The organism is Butyrivibrio proteoclasticus, from assembly GCF_900115735.1.
GTDB lineage: Bacteria > Bacillota > Clostridia > Lachnospirales > Lachnospiraceae > Butyrivibrio > Butyrivibrio proteoclasticus_B.
Genome location: NZ_FOXO01000005.1, coordinates 1 through 17144 on the forward strand (window position 1 = coordinate 1; position 17144 = coordinate 17144).

General features: G+C 39.7%; 22 protein-coding genes and 1 pseudogene. 1 reads left to right on the plus strand and 22 read right to left on the minus strand.

Annotation, left to right across the window (positions count from 1 at the left end):
• On the plus strand, positions 1 to 242 hold a 242-nt coding region (locus BM146_RS04225; protein ID WP_074884838.1), incomplete at its 5' end, for a winged helix-turn-helix transcriptional regulator.
• 112 nt (positions 243 to 354) lie between these two features.
• On the opposite strand, the gene BM146_RS20270 is transcribed toward BM146_RS04225, so the two are convergent.
• The 22 genes and pseudogenes from BM146_RS20270 to BM146_RS04335 all read right to left on the minus strand — a co-directional run bounded on the left by BM146_RS20270 (position 355) and on the right by BM146_RS04335 (position 17108).
• On the minus strand, positions 355 to 765 hold the full coding sequence (locus BM146_RS20270) for a serine hydrolase domain-containing protein (RefSeq protein ID WP_330367360.1): 411 nt from the start codon (positions 763 to 765) through the stop codon (positions 355 to 357).
• Positions 766 to 803: 38 nt separating this feature from the next.
• Positions 804 to 1412 (minus strand): SAP domain-containing protein, encoded by a 609-nt coding sequence (locus BM146_RS04235; RefSeq protein WP_022775666.1) that lies wholly within the window; start codon positions 1410 to 1412, stop codon positions 804 to 806.
• A 5-nt stretch (positions 1413 to 1417) separates the two neighbouring features.
• Positions 1418 to 1666 carry a DUF3781 domain-containing protein gene (locus BM146_RS04240; RefSeq protein WP_074884840.1) on the minus strand — a complete coding sequence of 83 codons (249 nt, stop codon included), beginning with the start codon at positions 1664 to 1666 and terminating at the stop codon, positions 1418 to 1420.
• Positions 1667 to 1703: 37 nt separating this feature from the next.
• Positions 1704 to 1940 carry a GNAT family N-acetyltransferase gene (locus BM146_RS04245; RefSeq protein ID WP_177201585.1) on the minus strand — a complete coding sequence of 79 codons (237 nt, stop codon included), beginning with the start codon at positions 1938 to 1940 and terminating at the stop codon, positions 1704 to 1706.
• On the minus strand, positions 1937 to 2470 hold the full coding sequence (locus BM146_RS04250; protein ID WP_074884843.1) for a GNAT family N-acetyltransferase: 534 nt from the start codon (positions 2468 to 2470) through the stop codon (positions 1937 to 1939). Before BM146_RS04250 ends, BM146_RS04245 begins: the two co-directional genes overlap by 4 nt.
• A gap of 55 nt (positions 2471 to 2525) precedes the next feature.
• A pseudogene (locus BM146_RS20380) lies at positions 2526 to 2720 on the minus strand (phage head-tail adapter protein); the annotation flags it as partial.
• Between the two features lie 140 nt (positions 2721 to 2860).
• Complete coding sequence (locus tag BM146_RS04260) at positions 2861 to 3310, minus strand: GNAT family N-acetyltransferase (protein WP_024865553.1); 450 nt, start codon at positions 3308 to 3310, stop codon at positions 2861 to 2863.
• Between the two features lie 88 nt (positions 3311 to 3398).
• A complete protein-coding gene (locus BM146_RS04265; RefSeq protein WP_022773459.1) occupies positions 3399 to 3782 on the minus strand; it encodes a VOC family protein in 384 nt (127 codons plus the stop codon).
• A 201-nt stretch (positions 3783 to 3983) separates the two neighbouring features.
• A complete protein-coding gene (locus tag BM146_RS04270; RefSeq protein ID WP_074884846.1) occupies positions 3984 to 4736 on the minus strand; it encodes a hypothetical protein in 753 nt (250 codons plus the stop codon).
• Positions 4733 to 5224 (minus strand): hypothetical protein, encoded by a 492-nt coding sequence (locus BM146_RS04275; protein ID WP_074884850.1) that lies wholly within the window; start codon positions 5222 to 5224, stop codon positions 4733 to 4735. The genes BM146_RS04270 and BM146_RS04275 overlap by 4 nt, the downstream gene beginning before the upstream one ends.
• Positions 5225 to 5260: 36 nt before the next feature.
• A complete protein-coding gene (locus tag BM146_RS04280) occupies positions 5261 to 5611 on the minus strand; it encodes an alpha/beta fold hydrolase (protein ID WP_177201586.1) in 351 nt (116 codons plus the stop codon).
• A 23-nt stretch (positions 5612 to 5634) separates the two neighbouring features.
• Positions 5635 to 6228 carry an RpiB/LacA/LacB family sugar-phosphate isomerase gene (locus BM146_RS04285; RefSeq protein ID WP_074884855.1) on the minus strand — a complete coding sequence of 198 codons (594 nt, stop codon included), beginning with the start codon at positions 6226 to 6228 and terminating at the stop codon, positions 5635 to 5637.
• A gap of 24 nt (positions 6229 to 6252) precedes the next feature.
• The gene (locus BM146_RS04290) at positions 6253 to 6459 is read right to left on the minus strand and encodes a hypothetical protein (RefSeq protein ID WP_074884858.1); all 207 of its coding nucleotides are present in this window, start codon (positions 6457 to 6459) and stop codon (positions 6253 to 6255) included.
• A gap of 102 nt (positions 6460 to 6561) precedes the next feature.
• Positions 6562 to 7311: a LytR/AlgR family response regulator transcription factor gene (locus tag BM146_RS04295; RefSeq protein ID WP_074884861.1), complete on the minus strand. Its 750-nt coding sequence runs from the start codon at positions 7309 to 7311 to the stop codon at positions 6562 to 6564.
• A 69-nt stretch (positions 7312 to 7380) separates the two neighbouring features.
• Positions 7381 to 7716: a DUF3795 domain-containing protein gene (locus BM146_RS04300; RefSeq protein ID WP_074884867.1), complete on the minus strand. Its 336-nt coding sequence runs from the start codon at positions 7714 to 7716 to the stop codon at positions 7381 to 7383.
• A gap of 129 nt (positions 7717 to 7845) precedes the next feature.
• On the minus strand, positions 7846 to 8469 hold the full coding sequence (locus BM146_RS04305) for a DUF998 domain-containing protein (RefSeq protein WP_074884870.1): 624 nt from the start codon (positions 8467 to 8469) through the stop codon (positions 7846 to 7848).
• On the minus strand, positions 8466 to 9743 hold the full coding sequence (locus BM146_RS04310) for an erythromycin esterase family protein (RefSeq protein WP_242949336.1): 1278 nt from the start codon (positions 9741 to 9743) through the stop codon (positions 8466 to 8468). Before BM146_RS04310 ends, BM146_RS04305 begins: the two co-directional genes overlap by 4 nt.
• Before the next feature lie 164 nt (positions 9744 to 9907).
• Positions 9908 to 10822, minus strand: coding sequence for a GNAT family N-acetyltransferase (locus BM146_RS04315; RefSeq protein ID WP_177201587.1), 915 nt, complete (start codon positions 10820 to 10822; stop codon positions 9908 to 9910).
• Between the two features lie 19 nt (positions 10823 to 10841).
• Positions 10842 to 11123 carry a Dabb family protein gene (locus BM146_RS04320; protein WP_074884876.1) on the minus strand — a complete coding sequence of 94 codons (282 nt, stop codon included), beginning with the start codon at positions 11121 to 11123 and terminating at the stop codon, positions 10842 to 10844.
• Positions 11124 to 11220: 97 nt separating this feature from the next.
• Entirely contained in the window at positions 11221 to 12687 is a 1467-nt protein-coding gene (abc-f, locus tag BM146_RS04325) for a ribosomal protection-like ABC-F family protein (protein ID WP_074884880.1), read from the minus strand.
• 300 nt (positions 12688 to 12987) lie between these two features.
• Complete coding sequence (locus BM146_RS04330; RefSeq protein ID WP_177201588.1) at positions 12988 to 15138, minus strand: glycoside hydrolase family 95 protein; 2151 nt, start codon at positions 15136 to 15138, stop codon at positions 12988 to 12990.
• 8 nt (positions 15139 to 15146) lie between these two features.
• The gene (locus tag BM146_RS04335) at positions 15147 to 17108 is read right to left on the minus strand and encodes a hypothetical protein (RefSeq protein ID WP_074884886.1); all 1962 of its coding nucleotides are present in this window, start codon (positions 17106 to 17108) and stop codon (positions 15147 to 15149) included.
• Between the last annotated feature and the right edge of the window lie 36 nt (positions 17109 to 17144).

The following is a 17144-nucleotide window of genomic DNA, read 5'->3' on the forward strand; positions in this document are numbered from 1 at the left end:
CAGGAACACAACGTTTTAACGAACTTGAAAGGAATATTCCGGACATCACCAGAGCTATGCTGACCAGACAGTTAAGACAATTGGAAAATGACAAACTGATAACCAGAAAGGTATATGCCGAAGTTCCTCCCAGAGTTGAATATAGTCTTAGCGAAATGGGCGAAAAATTCAGGAAGGTCTTGGATCAGATTGAACTTTTCGGCTTTGAATATATTAAAGAAATAGAAAAAGCTGAAGGTTGAGCCCTCAGCTTTTTCATTATTGCAAATTGTTGTCCATCAAAAGAGCTTCTTTCCATCTGAAAAAGCCTCTCCGACTCTTCCGGACACCTTATAATAACCATGTGTGTAAGGATCAAAAGGCGATAGCTTCAAGAGAATCTATATTAACCTTGTCTCCAGACATATTTGCTTCCTCAATAGAGGTTTTTACGACTTTTCCGATAACTCCCATAACTGATTCATCAAAATAGTCCGGAACTCCTGAAGTGTGATTCAATAGTTGTCTTACTGTCACACAGGGATCGATGTGTTTAAGATCAAAATCCAGAATTGCTCCGATAGTATCTTCAAATTTCAGCTTCTCTGCTTCAATCAATTGCAAGATGCCCACAGCAACAAAAGTCTTACTCATGGAAGCAGACGCAAATCTTGTTTCAATCGTATTGGGAATCTCATTTGCCAAGTCAGCAAACCCGCCGCTGTAATTCAGTAATACTTCTTTGTGTTTTACTATATATGCATTCCCTCTAAAATCTTTATCCATCACCATAGTAATCTCCCCTAAGCAAGATAAAACTGAAATTAAATAGTGATACTATCCTTGTATTTTTCAAACAGCTCGTGTGAATATTCCTTCTTCATATCCGAGTCCCTTACGATACTCCAAAGAGACGCGGCTGCTTTCAGCCTTTCATCAAATATCTTCGTTGCATCATCCGCACAAAAATCTTTTACAAACTTATTCCACTGAAGTGCTGATTTATCATATTTGACGTATATCTTCTTCCCATAGTAGATATCCAGGAGATCTCCAAGCGTAAAAGATTCATCTCCATTTTCCTTTACAGCTTTAGCAGACGCAACCATGTCAACATTGAACTTGAACGGTCTTACTCCTGTCTGCTCCGCATAAAATTCCCGAAATCTGTTGCCAAAAGTAAATCCACACTCTATAAGCCCTGTACTAAGAGTCAGTTCCTTTACCGTGATCTTTGTACATTTTATTCTTCTCTTTTCAGGCAGGACTTTTTCACCGGAGAAATATGCCTTAATAACATCGTTCAACTCTATTTTGCTTCCACTGGCCTTAAGACCAAGCTCTTTACATATTTTGATCAGTTCTTCGCGATACCAATAATACTTACAAAATTCGTCGAAGTCTTTTATTTCGCTAAAATCCGGGCGTTCCATCCTGGCTATCTCTTTTCTTTATGGGCTGTAATAATTGTATAACTGCTGGCATTCACAGTGATAATGCATCCTTCGATACAAATATACCAATTCTTTCCCTGCTTGCTTATCTCCGCCTTTTTTGACATTATCTTTGACTTGCACCAATCGACAACATCGACTTCATTGAGCGAAAGATTCTTCTTTATCCGATCCACCCCCATGGCAGTTGTATGTATTCTATCAATGTTATCAAAGAGTATCTGTTTATCCATTTATATTCCTCGCTTATCCGGAAAATCAACTTTCGGTTTAAGGATGTAAAACAAATACTTGATTGGGATACCCAAACTCCTCAGTCATTTCGCCCTCTTGAAATCCGAATTTTTTATACAAAGCTCTCGGAGCAATTCCTTTTTCATCATTTTCACGAAACGTTGATACCGTGATTTCCCTACTTCTATCCAATTCAGCAAGCGCTTTTCTCAGAAGGATTGAAGCCACCCCTTGCTGCCTGTATTCAGGATCCACAGCAAGACAACAGATCATATTTCTATTACGTGAAAACAGCTCGTAGCCCAATCCTCTTTCTTTATTTCCATTTCGATGACATTCCATGGCTGTTTGCTCACTATTTCCTTATCTATAAATCCAACCTTCTTATAACATTTATGAGCCAACTCGTTGTTTTCAAAAACACCGATGGTTACAACATCAACGCCAAGAATCTCAAAGGCATATTTCAGACCAACCTGTAACATCTGGGTTCCATAACCTTTGCCACGAATAGAGTCATCTACAACCACCCATCCAAAACGAAGTATTTTATTATCTCCGTGCAAATATCTCATGATAAACTGTCCGAAAACCCCGTTTTCATCAAATGCTATCCATGGATAAAAGTTATCCGGTTCTTTACAGTCACCATTATTCAGGCGGTATTTCTCATCAATAGTTTCTGCTGATATTGGAAACTCACCAAAGAGTTCTCCTCCCCATTTGAGGAATGCATCTTTATCTTTAACCCATTCTGCTATCTTTACGGCGTCACTACTTTTGTATTGTCGTAACCTAACCATAATCAATTACCTCATCGAACGATAAACTGAAATTCAAAACTTATACTTTATACATTTATTTCAATTTATTCTTTATTCTCAGACATGCTTCAGTATGCATGATCCAATGTCTGGAAAACGGCATCTGTATAAGTCCTCGTAAATCTTTATTGCACCAGTAATCAATCAACCAAACAGCATTCTCATCCGAACTGACTACACTCAACGCTTTCAGTTCTTCCCTTCGTTCATTCATTACCTTGATTTTAAGATCATTAAATGTATCTGCCTTTTTGATCAGCGACTGCATTCTTTTATTCTGTTCAGACCACTCTTTATTCATAGCTATTATTCCTCGCTGATATGAACCGTTTGTCATCGTGCATTTAACTGAAAGATTCTTCTCCCTCATCACTCACATTTCTTAATATAATAAATGAATTCATTATCCCGACTCACTTCCACATATCCCAGCTTGGTATAAAAGGCGTTTGTTCTGACATTCCAAATGGGCGTATCTAATACAAATTCCTTTACATTTGAAAACATTGTCTCAATTTCCTGCATCATGTAGACTCCATAGCCTTTGCGATAATGCTCTGGGCTTACAAAGATCCTTCCAATGTTCAACTTGTCTTTTTCCAAAAATAGAATCGCACCGCCAACAATTAGTCCATTGTCCGTGAGCATATACAAATGATTTGTTCTGGCCATCTTTGTGTGATAAGAAACAGACATATATCCAGGTGGCCCACCAGCTGACGGTGCTCCAACCTGAACATCGCTATCAAAAGCTCTTTTAGATATTCCATTAAGTGTCAAAGCATCAGAAGTGCTTGCTTTTACAAATTGTAGGCTCATATCTTTACCCCCTTCTTTTCATCATCAGATAGCAGTTAATCCCACTCATTCGAAATATTCCTTCCGTTGCCCCTTGCAAACTCTGATTCTACTCCGTTATCTCTATCTGATTGCCTTCGATTACAACTATGCAACTTTCGTAATAATTATCACCAGTCGTACGCGGTCCACTTACAACCTCAAAACCGTCCTTTTTTAACCTTGTCGTTAGCTCATCAACTTTCTCTGTGCTACCAGCGCTAAAAGCAACATGAGCATAACCTGTACGATTCAAGTTCTTTTCCATATCTACAAGTCCAGGTTTATTCATTATTTCCAGCCTTGAACCATCCCCAAAGCTGATAAAGTACGATCTAAATCCTGTATTCTTATTGTGATAACCGGCATTAGAACTACCATCTAAATATTTAATAAAGAATTCTCTGGCTTCTTCTAGCTCATTTACATACAGGGCTACATGCTCTATTTTCATTAATCACTCTCCTGAATTTATATTTGTTGGTTTCTTTGCGCCAAATAAAATCAATATAGTTCTTCATTTGCAGCATTTATACATATGTCAAAGATCCACGGTTATCAACACGTGAATGAAGCTGATATATTTTAACTTTTCCAAATATTTCTTTTATCACCATATCCACCGTATCCTCCGTTAATCACCGCAACAATTCATTTATTTCATCCTCTCCTCCGGCTTTTTCTTTGAAAACCATCCACGGAATATTCCACCCTTTACTATGGAAACCACTGTAAAGAATATATCCGCAGCCAGAATGAACAGGAACGAAGGCAGCATTATTCTCGTGTAATGCTTTCCATATTCCTTCCCTCGATTAATATAGGAGGCTATCCAGATGTCAAAGGTAATAATTCCACATCCAAAGAACAGAACCTCTGCTACATTCTTTAAAAAATTCAGCAAAACATTTCTGTCTAAAAAGTTTCCTGAATCAATCCCTGTAAGAATAAGGTTCAGTATCGTGACTGCAAAAACTACAACGATCATGATCCGCATCACATTCATCATGACTCCGCCGCCTATTCCCAAGCCACCGCACCACTTAATTTTACTCCTTATACAGAAGTTCTCCATGATCTGCATAAGCGGCTCATTCTGTCTGCCTTCTATAAAGCCATTATTTGCAATTGTATATACCCTGATCTTCGGATTATTGCTTTTGCACCAGACTTCCATCTCCCTTAGAAAAGGAAGTACGTGGGATGGGACGCCGTCCACATAAAGCGGCATTGCAAAAACAACTGCATCCGCATCCTCAAGTTCTTTTAAGATATTCTCATAATCAGCCTTTGTACGGAGCTTCATTCTCTTTTTTGTTCCGGAAACAAAAATGCTTGTCATGTCGGCGATAAAACCTGATGCAGAAAGTCTCTTCTTGGGGCTGCAATCAATAAAAACTGTCTTCATATCTTCGATACCTCCAGGTCAGTGATATCATCCATAAATATAATTTCAGCAGACTGATATCCGTGGTTGATCCTGTTTCTCTCCACCATCAATTCCCACGTACTCTTTTCATTATCACTAATATCACCGTAGACTATTACCTTCCATGTGCCCTTTCTTCCGTACCTTAAAGTATGATGCATCTCCCCTCCGCGATATGTGCTCATGGGAGTTGATGTCCCAATTGACCTGTCAAGAATGTTCTTAACCTCCGGGCTGTATCCGCCGTAGCAATTCTCAGTGATGATCACAAGGTCATCAGCCTGTCCGATCACCCTGCACATTTGATGAAGAGAATCCATCATGCCACAGGTTGCCGGGTGTCTTGTCCAGCAGTCAAAGCACCCCTGGCAAGGTGCATACTTACCATCAGCCCATATCACATCCGAAAGCTTTGTGCTGACTTGCTTATGAAAATTCTCGTCAAGATCGTGAATTATCATCCTCATATTTGTTCCTCCTTCACAACCTGATTATCTTCTGTTTTAACCTTTCAAAAATTCAAGAACAGCCTGATTAAACCTCCCTGGTTGCTTATTAGCTATAAAGTGATTGCCCTTAATGAAAGCAAGCTCAGAACGAGGAATTCTCGAAGCAATCAGCCTTGTGTGTTCTTCTTTTATCACGTCCCTTGTACCGGCAATAACCAGGGTTTTTGCTTGTATTAGTGCCAGGTCTTCTGGCTTCACATTAGGATCGTTTACCATCAAGCCAAGCATTTCAGCATTTAATCTTGCAGATTCACTTTTTTCTGCAAATCTCATTGCAATCTTATAGCCTATTTCTATGGGAATCTGTCCTTTTTTCAGTCCGATTAACTTAAAATTGCTGATCACTGAATTTCCTTTACCGAATGTTGTTACTTTCCGTATTCGTTCACATACTTGATCACATCATTCTTTTTATTAATTTTCTCAATTATTGACGTGTCCAATAAATTAAAAAAATCTTCAAACTGAATCTGCGAATTACTTCTTATTTTCTTAAGCATTTCAGTATCTTTCAGTTTTCTTTCCGCTTCGCTCCTAGGATATCCCTGCCCAAACGGTTCAGAAAAGAGCGCTTTTATTGTTTTATCAAAGTTTTCAACGCCTGCCCAAGTATAATCTTCGCCCAATGGAAGTGAAATAGCATTACCATTATTAATCTGTGCAAACAGATAAGCGTCCTTTGGAGTAGGCGCATATCCACAAATTACTCCAGGCATACTGTTACACGCCAGCATCATTCCCTGTCCGGATGAACAACCGGTAACAACAAAGTCAACTGCGCCGCTTGCAATTAGTATTCCAACAAGAACCGAAATATCTATATAGGAGTACTTTTCCTGCTCATCTAATGTACAGCCAAAGTTGATGACCTCTGCATCTTTAGGGGCATATTTTTTTACAGTATTAAAAATAAGCTCATTTTTTTCAGCCTGAGAGCTCGCTTGAATTATCCCTATTCTCATTGCGCCATCCTTAAATCATTCATGCTAATCAATTATTTTTTTTGGCCATTTACAGATTCCCACCTCAAGAGCTCTTTCTTCCTTCAGATGAAAATCTGCATATTTACAATACCAGCAGCCTTTCAAGCTTGGAATTGCATCCTCTCTTGGAGTGTATGCAGGGCAGATATCTTCTGGCCACACACTTCCGTCTCTCTTGGGAATATCATAATTGTTTGTGTTTTTATCCATTATTTATAGCACCTTACAATGAAGTTCTGCTCTCGGCATCTATGCCTCGCCAGAACAAGGTAGTACACTAAGCTCGAAAAAACCTCGCTAAGTGATTACCTTTCAAAACCTATAATCCATATAACTATCCATAACTTCAGAATATCTGCTCTTTGTTACAGGTATCTGCTCGCCACCGCGAAGCGTAATATCTATCTTGGTCAATTTATCAATTGCTGCTATATTCACAGCTATTGATTCATGACATCTTACAAAATCTTTGCTTGAATGATTCTCTGAAAGATATTCTGCAAATCCTATCCTTAAGGTTGGAGTTGATATGATCTCACCATTATCCATGTGATATGAGACCACGTGATTGCGATATTCTATATAAAGAATGTCACTAAGGTGCAGGGTCTGCATACCACCCTTGATCTTTATACAAACACTTTTATCACTACCAATATCCACGCGGGAAATTGCCAGATCAAGAGTTGAAAAGAACTTTTCCTTTTCAATCGGCTTCAAAATATAATTTATGGGATTTACATCAAAAGACTCCAGCGCATATGAGCTCTCAGAAGTTGCAAAAATGATCTGGGCATCCGGCTGATTCCACCGTAGTTCTCTGGCAGCCTGTATTCCTGTAACCATTGGCATTACAATATCCAAAATGTAAATATGGGGTCTGTAATGCTCGCACTCCTCTATAAGTGTGTCCGGGTGATCAAATACCCTGACATGTGCTTTTATAGAGTTTTTCTTCAAATAGTCCTGAAGAAGAACATGTACCTTCTCTCTGTCAGACTTGTCATCGTCACATATAGCTATACGTAATTCAGAATTCTCGATAAAGTCCTTGTTTTCCATATGACCCCCTGTAATAGTGTGATTGACTATATCAAACCAATTATATCAGAGTTTTTCATTCTTAAAGTCTCATTTGCCCTCAAGTCTGCGTTTTGCATCAGAATTAGTACTGATAATCTGGGAAAGCTTTGAGCATGCATTCATTTCATGGCAATCTCCACAAGTCTCAACTTTTCTTCCCAGTGCGCACTGTCTGATCTCGCACATGGACTGGCAATATGGGAACTTCACCCCCGTAAGCCTGCAGCCTACGCAGTTGATCATGTCGGGTGTTATTTCTACACCATTGAGCTTTGACCACTCTTTGGCCACTTTTGCTCTTAGATCGTTGTTGTCATTAACTGTTGCTATACGCGCTTCACACTGTTCACAATCAAGTCCGCAAAATGCGATATAATCTGTCATGGCTAATCTCCTTTTCCAAATATGTTTTTCTCTTCCTGTTCTAACTTTATCACCAAATAAAAACAGACCTTATCACTTACACTGATAAAGGTCTGTTTTACACTTACTCTTATGCTTTTTGGGAGCTGCTTAGTCAAAGTTCTTTCCAAATTTTCCAAGTAGCAAAAACGTTCCCAGCACTGCATTGAAGGTTACTGCCGAAAAGGTGCTGAATCTCTCAAATAGCCCGAATACTGCCTTTGGCATGATTCCTGTCCCGATAGGTCCAAGCAGCATTGCAGCAAGGCACACACATGCCCAAATAAAAAGAGATTTCATCCCTTCTTTTTTGGCTCCAATTATTGACAGGATCAGCGCCGTCAGTGAAAAAATCACCACAAGGGCAGTCACTATAAGGTGCATCACGTTCTGAGGGTGACTACTGTCAGCATCTGCCACCCATGGAAAGAGTTTATAACCAACATCAGAAATCCATTCCATAGCAGCAAAGAAATATATTCCCAGCCTCAAAGTCTTAGTCTTAAGATTCTGAGCTGCCACGCAGACAGCCATGATTGAAACCAATCCGCATGGTCCATACAAAGCATTGAGCTGTCCGGCAAGCTCCGCAGATGGAGCTCCAACAGCACTTAGATCACTTACCGCCATGCTGAGCCAGTCATACCCCGGATAGGCAAGAGGCGAAAACACAACCATTGCCGTGTATGAAAGCAAACTGATAATTCCACATATACCAAGTTTTGATAATTTCATAGTGTATCTCCTGTTTTGGGCCTCGATTTTGTTGGATGCGCCTTTGATACGAATATCATAGCATCATATGTTTCTGATGGATTTCTCCATTGTCTGTAAGCATATGGGATAGCTCTCATAATTATACCATTAAGTCCGCCTACCGGACGCTCATCCAAACTTCCCAGTAGTATATAGCCATTTACTAAAGTTGCAATGCTTGAATCATCCGGAACCTTTGAAAAATCAAGTAAACACATATCATACCCATTCTTATATGCTGCTTTTGCCAAAGGATCGTGTGAGTAAGCTGTGAAAGTAGTACGACGTTTCTCTTTTTGAGGCACATTGCAGGTTGTTTTGTAAAAATCCGTTCCAATACTAAAGTAAGCATCACTACCAATCTTATCAGCAAGTATGTTCCCCATGACCTTATCTTTTCCGCCAACGTACGTTCCAAATTGCTCCATATGCCCGTTATGCCCACATATAAAGATCATATTATTTCCAAGCTGCTCTTCATGATTCAAAATCCACATTGCATTCTCTGCCATTAAAATATCACGCATACCATTTGAACCAGACGGATCATTTTCATACGCATCAAAGAGCTTTCTGTTTTGTATCAGTACATCCGCATAATGCGCTGCCATCTGATCATTGTTTTCTAACAAAAGATCCCGAACCTCCGAGAAAATCTTTTCTCTGTCCTCCCTGCTAAACTCATCTGAATATTCTGCTCCATCCATCAGCTTTTCAAGCTTTGTGGTACTGATCCCAGACTTTGTGAGCGCTTCAAGGACATATCTATACTCATACTCATAATCCTGCATATCGAATCCATAAAACCGCAGGTCTTGACCTTCCTGTGCCGTCTCGTTATAGGATCTCATCCAGGATATGAGATCTTCCATCTCATCTGTTCTGTAAATTGTGAATCCAAGAGTTTCAGTTGCTTCTTCCAAAGTTCCCTCACCTCCGTGGATATAACGGTTTATAGCTTCACAGCATCCAGTGTCTGCTTCAAGGGCAAATGCTCTTATTCCCTTATTTTCTACCATGTCCTGAAATACAAGTTTCTTTAGCTCCTGAAACTCCTTATTACCATGGGTTGCTTCACCAAGTGCAACAATACGCGTGCTTTCAGGAACATCTATTCCAGGAAGCTCATCATATGTAATTTTCTCTGCATACTTGGCAAATTCATCTATATCAGCACATTCCCCCGTACTAAAGCCTCCAAAGTGAGCAAATATCAGGCCAGTGATAACTATCGCCAGTAATACGGTGATCACAATGATCTTTCCAATAGGTTTTTTTTTCTCTTTTCCATCTTAACTAATATCCTCTCAATTATTCTCTTTGTTCAAATCTTAATACTCCCAAATTATCACAACAAAAAACAGACCTTATCTCTTACACTGATAAAGGTCTGTTTTACACTTACTTTTGGAATGCATCATGCATGCGTTATGGCCTGCATCATATATTCATCGCCTCTATTATCCTCAAAGAATTTGCCTTGCACAAAGAACGTAGTGTCTTCCTCGTGAAGCTCGCTTTTTTCGTAGCCACTAGCATCATTCGGGGTAAAGCAAAGAATTACCTTCTTCACCTGAGATCCAAATGCCCTAATCACTTCATCTACTGCTCCATTCCCAAGGATGGTATGTAAGATCAGTGTATCCTCCTCAATTTCTGCAATGGCATAGCTGTTGCACTCCTCAATATAGAACAGGTTCTCCGTCATGAACTGCGACAGATAGAACATATATAGTCCGGGATTATCGACCATATAAAGCTGAGCGTTCTGTTTTTTTGTATCTAAAATCTCTACAGTCCTGTCGAAATCAATCTTATCCCTCAGCGGTACATTTTGTGCAGTGCATTCGCCAGATATTGTCACATCTTTTGTAAACTGATATTCTTTTGCTTCTCTAAACCCAAATTTTGGATAGAACTCAAGTACAGAATCATTGGCAAAGAGGTAGATTCCATCAACTTTTCCGTCATAGTCTTTTAATACCTCTTCCATCAGGGCTTTTGCATACCCTTTTCCTCTGTAGTCATCGTCTGTCATGATCGTTCCAAGCTGTACCAACTTCACAATCTTGCCCTTATAATTCATGTTGCAGGCGTTGACTGAGACATTTGAAACAACCTCTCCATCTATCACCACCGAATAAGGGATATAGTTGTCCTTCCAAAATCCATTTCTATACCAGTTTTCAAAGTTAAGCCCAAAGGTCTTTTCCGCCAATCTGTTAAAAGATGCTCTAAGAGCTTCATTGTTTCTATAATTCTTTTCTATGCAAAAGTCCTTAGTCCCATCTGCTCTCTTCATAGCATTCTTAATTATTGTATCTTGCATCATACTACTTCCCCTCCAGTGCTCAATCACAGTCAAATATTGCCTTGCTCTCAAGTCTGTCTCCATAAGTATCCTTCCACTTCTTATGCACCTCAGATGCATCAAAGCTATTTAGTCCTTCCGCTGACAGATTCATCTCTATCATGATGCTGTATCTATTCTCTCTGGTACTGTTGGACTTATGTATCACAAATGACTCCACACCCGGGATTTCCAACGTAGCGCCAAACAACTCCTTGATCTCTGGGAGTAATTTCTCCGTATCGCGCCTATCTTTAAACTTAGCAATTATGTAATGCTTCATTAGTCAAATCTCCTTTGGCCACTCTGAGCCGACATCTAACCCATTTCATGTGCTTTTTTGCCTTGGTGCACCGCTTAAAGTACACTACATGCTCCAATCAAGCCAGTACAGGTATAATTTTTCCTGATTCTATACGATATATATCTGTTGCTATCCTATCCACGAAGACCTTATCGTGGGACGTAAACAAAAGCGTCCCCTCGTACTCCATTAACATTTTCTCAAGTGCTTCGACCGATGGAATATCCAGATAGTTAGTAGGTTCATCAAATATCAACAGATTAACATCTGACACAAACAGCATGGCAAAAGAGAGTTTCATGCGCTCGCCACCTGAAAGCTCAAATGCCTTTTTATTCATATCTCTTTCTGATAATAAGAGACGAGCAAGTACTGTCCTGGAAAGGCTCTCGCTCTGGATACTGACTCTACGCACATTTTCAAGCACTGTCTGTTCAAGATCAATCTGTGACATGTTCTGCTTTGCATATCCAATTTTCGCTCCGGGAACGATATGTATTCCCTCATACTCGTCACCTATCAGCTCAAGAAGGGTTGTCTTTCCCACACCATTTCCACCAAGAAGAGCTACCTTGCTGCCATTTCTAATAATAAAGTCAGCATCATCAAATATGATATGGTCATCATATTGAAAAGATATATGCTCTCCTCTAATGACAATAGGATTCCTTGGTGGATTGGTCAGTCTGAAATCCGGTCTTGCTGTGAGTTCTTCCTTCGGTTTCTCTTTAACCTCCATATGTTCAATTCGCTTGAGCACATTTGCGGCACTTTTTTCTATTCCTCGCGCTTTGTCTTCAGGCTTCCTGTTGCCGCATAAGCTGATGGCCTTTGCCTCGCTTGAAGTATGATTCCTTGGTTTTTTCTCAACAGTTTTTGCCTTTGCTTTTTTCTGGGTATAAACCCTCTGAAGCCGCTTTTTCTCTGCCTGGTAGTTCTCATACTCTGACTGCATGGCTTTAAACTGTTCTTCTTTTTGAATAACGTAGTCATCATAATTACCTGAATAACAATTAAGCCTTCCAAAAGAAATCTCTACTATCCGATCACATATATCATTCAATACCGATCTGTCATGGCTGATCATTACCAGCGTTTCTATTTCTTTTAACCGCTTCTTTAGCATCTCCACGCCTTCATAATCAAGGTTTGATGTAGGCTCATCCAAAAAAGCTACTGCATGAGGACATGAAAATAACTGGGCCAGTCTGATTCTGGTGTCCTCACCTCCACTTACATTTTCCTGCCAAAGCTTTTGGCTTACGCCCATTTTGCCCGCTTCGCTAAAGTCTGTTTCATAATATGGGTCGCTCCCGCCAAACTGCTCAAAACAGAAAGGCTCACAGTCTCTTGAAACGAAGCCTTTAGTTGGCTCTAATTCACCTGAAAGGATTTTAAGGAGCGTAGTCTTTCCAGCACCATTCATTCCAACAAGCCCCACTTTCTCTCCTTCATACAGATAAAATCTGTCAAAATTCAAAACTGTCTGCTCACCAAATGAATGTGCTATATTCTCTGCTTTGATCAATAATCTCTTAGACATATACAAGCCTCCCTTGTCGGCTTTTTAGTAAAAAACTAAAAAAATAGCCTATCCTGCGTACACAAAATAGACTCATACAAAAAAGACCTATATATGACAGGCTTAAAATGCATGATAATCCAATTTAAGCGTACACATAACACTGCTATCAGAAATAGCAGCAACATCAACATGTTCACCTAAATCAAATTATCTAATAATCATTCCTTCACCCTAACGAAAATTCGCCCTTTCTTTTATAAAAATATGGTAGCATATGCTCCGAATCAGAACAAGCCCTTACACTGATTTGGGCTTGTTTTACACTGCTTTGCATTTACTCATTATTTTTCCGTCTTTCCAGACTATATCTATGGTTTTATTCCCTTTTAGCTTAAGGCCTTTTATACTTCCGCTTTTCCATTCTTTTGGAAGTGCCGGAAGCACAACCGGTCCGTCTGAAGTGTCATGAAGCAACATATTGGCAATCGCTGCAGTAGCGCCAAAGTTACCATCAATCTGAAAAGGTGGATGATTATCAAACAAGTTATTCAGAGTAGATCTGGTCAGAAGCATATTTAAGTGCTCAAGAGCCTTCTCTCCATCATGTAGCCTTGCATAGAAATTTATTATCCACGCCCTGCTCCATCCGGTATGTCCGCCACCATTTTGAAGTCTTCTGTCAATTGTGACTCTGGCAGCATTTGCAAGCTCTTTTGTGGACTGAACCGAAATCTGATCTGATGGAAAAAGACCATATAGCTGTGAAATATGCCTGTGTCCGGGCTCCTGCTCCTGATAATCTTTGGCCCATTCCATTATCTGACCATACTTTCCAATACTTGTTGGACGCAGCCTGTCTTTGGCTTTTTGCATTTCATCAATTTCTTCATCATGCCTGCCAAGAACATCAGAAGCTGCAATACATTGTGTGAAAAGATCTCTTAAGATCATGTTGTCCATGGTAACACCATATCCATTGCAGCCTTTATGGAATGTGTCAATTATATATGTATTCTCAGGGGATACAGAAGGGCAGGTAACGAGGTATCCGTCTTTATCTTCAATAAGGAAATCCAAAAAGAATCTGGCTGATTCAAGCATCAGATAATAGTGCTCTTTCAGGAAATCCTTGTCATAAGTATACTCGTAGTGGTTCCAAATATGGGTAGACAGCCACGCAAAGCCCATTACCCAGTAAGTCCCGGGAAGCCATTGATCCTGAGGCGCAGTATCTCCCCATATATTTGTGTTGTGATGAGCAACTATTCCTCTGCAACCGTACATTGAAGATGCAGTTTCTTTTCCATGCTCATACATTCTTTCCATCAGATCAAAAAGCGGAAGATGGCACTCCGAAAGATTGCAGATTTCAGCAGGCCAATAATTCATTTCTGTATTGATATTTATGGTATATTTACTGTCCCAGGCAGGTGTAAAACTGTCATTCCATATTCCCTGAAGATTTAGTGGCAGGGATCCGGGTCTGCTTCCGGAAATCATCAAATATCTTCCGAAATTGAAATATAGAACATAAATACCAAGATCTTTTACTTCATTCCCCTTATCAACGCATTTTCTTACAAGCTCAAGCCTTTTATCTGTCGGCATTTCTTCATAGCTTCTGTCATCTGAATCCAGAGAAAATGAGACTCTGTCAAAGAGCTTTCCAAAATCATCCATATGCCTTTTCTTTAACTCTTCATATGGCAAAGTTAAACTGCATTCTTCACAAAGCTCTTTTTCAAGCTCTTTATATCTGAATGTAGATCCACCGTCTATTGTCAAAAGCACTTCGTCTGCTTCTTTAACAACAAGACTCTCACCTATTACAGCAACCTGACCTCCTACGGCATTTGCAGTAACTACTACTCCAAAGTCCATTCCATCACTGCCAAGTTTGCCATAAAGATAAATAGTATGGTCATTTATTTTCTTAACTGCCTGATACTCTCTTCCTCTTGTCAGTAATGCATCAAAAGATATACTGCCACCTTCAGAAGCTGAAATACGCATGAACATGCACTTATCAGGATAACTGGAAATCATCTCTCTCTTAAAAACGATGTCTCCAACTTTAAACTCTGTAGTTGCAACTGCATGTTCAAGATCCAGTGATCTGCGATAATTTGTTACTTCATCGTTTTTATAGTCAAAAGATATCTCGAGATTCCCAAGTGTCTGATAAGGCTGCATACTCTGAGGTGTTCCGGAAAAGGCTCTTTTTAATAGCTTTTCACCCTCTTTTATATTTCCATCCATCAAAAGTTTTCTTACTTTTGAAAGGTTCTTCAGTGCATCAGGATTATTCCTGTTTTTATAGCCTCCCAGCCAGATGGAATCTTCATTCATCTGTATAAGCTCTTTTTCCACCCTGCCAAATATCATAGCTCCAAGCCTTCCATTTCCTACAGGCAAGGCTTCATTCCAATTTTCAGCCGGATGTTCATAATATAATTTTGTATTCCCCATTGTGACATTTACTCCCCATTTTCTCTTAGAAAGGATTCGCATACATTCTCAAGGGCATCCGCTGCAGCCCAGAGATTGTAACTAAACCATGAGCTATATGGCCTTCCATCGCTGTATCTCTCAACAGTAAGACCATCACTTGGACACCACCGCTCAGATAACACCCCGTACCTTCCATAACCTGTTTTTTCCGGATACAGTTCAAGTGTCTGCATGAGCCATGAGATACCATCCTGTCCTCTTAGTCTATAATACTCATCATTCAGGCTATTTCCAAGATACAATATATCTTCGTTTACAATAGCTCCCATAGGATGTATATGGGGATTAGATACCGATGTCACGCTACCACCACAGCTGTTCCAATCGCTATATTCTTTTTTTAATGGCGCAAAATCAGGTCTGGTCTTATATCCATATCTCCATAAAAACTCATAGTCTGCTCCATCCTTCAGATAGTCAAGATATTTATCGTTCCCTGTTAGTTCATGCATGATCCTGGATGCCCTGATAAAGCTTAAGTTTCCTTCTTCATCCACGGACTTCCAGGTATCCATAGGTGTGCCTGAGCAGCATAAATTACGCACATCCTTATAATAATAATCAAGTGCCTTATCTGCTGATTCAAGATATTTTTCATCATGTGTCAGTTCATAACAATATGCTCCTGCAGCAGCAAACCAGCACCCAGCAAATCCATCCCAATCAAGAACTTTAGGCTTTTCAACACTGTAAGTATATCCATAATTCCCATCTTCCCTCTGAAGCGAGATTACAGTGTCCATCACTTTAAGTGCTGTTTCAAGCCATCTTTTATCATAGGGCTTCCCTTTTAGTTTTAAATATCTTATGGTCTTAAGAATATAATGAAGCGCGCTTCCATTAGTGTATGAACAGTGACAGTCTTTGGTCAGCCCAAATCCTGACCACCAGCCATTAACGTTACTGCCATCAATTGGTGTCATAATATCGTTATATAGTCCTGACTGTTCATTAAAAGAATCTGTTATCCTGTCTATTATCTTCTCTCCAGACATAGCTTCATTTAACAGCTCATCCGCCTCATTTCCAAGGACTTCTCTTGTCAATACAAGTGGGTAAGCCAATACTCCTCCACCTGTCCACCCAATCTCTACAACGTTTCTCCATGGCTTAAGTTCCATATCAAGTGGCGGTTTGCATTTTACATTGGTATATTCACCTTCTTCTTTATTCCAATTGACTTTTACAAAGGCTTCCAAGAGTCCTCTTGCAGCTTCCTTATATGTTTTTTTATAGCAAGGTTCCTCATGCCTGGCTTCATATTCCATCCTAACTATTTCATGAATGAGCCTCCTGTCACTTCCCTCAAAGAAATAGATATATCCGGATGTTTCCGCTTTATAGGCTCTATCATAAGTTGAGGGCGTTGGTATCCTTTTGCACGTTGCAGTACAAGGATAGTTCGTATATCCAAGTGATACTCCGATATAATCCGGTAACTCCGACAATAATCCGTTGTGAACTTCTCCTGAATATGGCTCCACTGACATGCCTAAAATTCCTTGTTCAGTGCATACCGCAGATATTGGCATTGCCGCTCTGTCCGCTCTGAATTCCCATTTTGGACTGCAGAAAAAATATCTATTGTTATTATTTGTTAAGAGAGGGAACTCTCCAGGAACCACGAATGGCTCATTGTTATTTCCAAAAATATTGCATGGAATCACATGAAAAGCTTCCCCACTATTTTCAGCAAGCCTTAGTTTGAACCTCAAGGCTGTAGGATATTTTGCCTCAAAAGAAACTCTATAGAATAGTCTTTTATCTCTTTTTTCAAGAACCAGGCTATAAGTCCCCTGATTGTCATAGTCACTGAAATGAATCCCTGAGTACGCATCTCCTTGTGCCTCTTTTACCGGAATCCATACATTTTCCTTTACATATTCAAATTCAATTTCAATTCTAGTGTTTTTATACTCAAACTGCATGTTTTAACTCCTTGTCTATGATAAAATGAATAATAG

Bases quoted from the DNA above. Each gene is read 5' to 3' on its own strand.
- BM146_RS20270 (WP_330367360.1), bottom strand. From the start codon at position 765: ATGGATAAAGATTTTAGAGGGAATGCATATATAGTAAAACACAAAGAA.
- BM146_RS04235 (WP_022775666.1), bottom strand. From the start codon at position 1,412: ATGGAACGCCCGGATTTTAGCGAAATAAAAGACTTCGACGAATTTTGT.
- BM146_RS04240 (WP_074884840.1), bottom strand. From the start codon at position 1,666: ATGGATAAACAGATACTCTTTGATAACATTGATAGAATACATACAACT.
- BM146_RS04245 (WP_177201585.1), bottom strand. From the start codon at position 1,940: ATGATCTGTTGTCTTGCTGTGGATCCTGAATACAGGCAGCAAGGGGTG.
- BM146_RS04250 (WP_074884843.1), bottom strand. From the start codon at position 2,470: ATGGTTAGGTTACGACAATACAAAAGTAGTGACGCCGTAAAGATAGCA.
- BM146_RS04260 (WP_024865553.1), bottom strand. From the start codon at position 3,310: ATGAGCCTACAATTTGTAAAAGCAAGCACTTCTGATGCTTTGACACTT.
- BM146_RS04265 (WP_022773459.1), bottom strand. From the start codon at position 3,782: ATGAAAATAGAGCATGTAGCCCTGTATGTAAATGAGCTAGAAGAAGCC.
- BM146_RS04270 (WP_074884846.1), bottom strand. From the start codon at position 4,736: ATGAAGACAGTTTTTATTGATTGCAGCCCCAAGAAGAGACTTTCTGCA.
- BM146_RS04275 (WP_074884850.1), bottom strand. From the start codon at position 5,224: ATGAGGATGATAATTCACGATCTTGACGAGAATTTTCATAAGCAAGTC.
- BM146_RS04285 (WP_074884855.1), bottom strand. From the start codon at position 6,228: ATGAGAATAGGGATAATTCAAGCGAGCTCTCAGGCTGAAAAAAATGAG.
- BM146_RS04290 (WP_074884858.1), bottom strand. From the start codon at position 6,459: ATGGATAAAAACACAAACAATTATGATATTCCCAAGAGAGACGGAAGT.
- BM146_RS04295 (WP_074884861.1), bottom strand. From the start codon at position 7,311: ATGGAAAACAAGGACTTTATCGAGAATTCTGAATTACGTATAGCTATA.
- BM146_RS04300 (WP_074884867.1), bottom strand. From the start codon at position 7,716: ATGACAGATTATATCGCATTTTGCGGACTTGATTGTGAACAGTGTGAA.
- BM146_RS04305 (WP_074884870.1), bottom strand. From the start codon at position 8,469: ATGAAATTATCAAAACTTGGTATATGTGGAATTATCAGTTTGCTTTCA.
- BM146_RS04315 (WP_177201587.1), bottom strand. From the start codon at position 10,822: ATGATGCAAGATACAATAATTAAGAATGCTATGAAGAGAGCAGATGGG.
- BM146_RS04320 (WP_074884876.1), bottom strand. From the start codon at position 11,123: ATGAAGCATTACATAATTGCTAAGTTTAAAGATAGGCGCGATACGGAG.
- abc-f (WP_074884880.1), bottom strand. From the start codon at position 12,687: ATGTCTAAGAGATTATTGATCAAAGCAGAGAATATAGCACATTCATTT.
- BM146_RS04330 (WP_177201588.1), bottom strand. From the start codon at position 15,138: ATGGGGAATACAAAATTATATTATGAACATCCGGCTGAAAATTGGAAT.
- BM146_RS04335 (WP_074884886.1), bottom strand. From the start codon at position 17,108: ATGCAGTTTGAGTATAAAAACACTAGAATTGAAATTGAATTTGAATAT.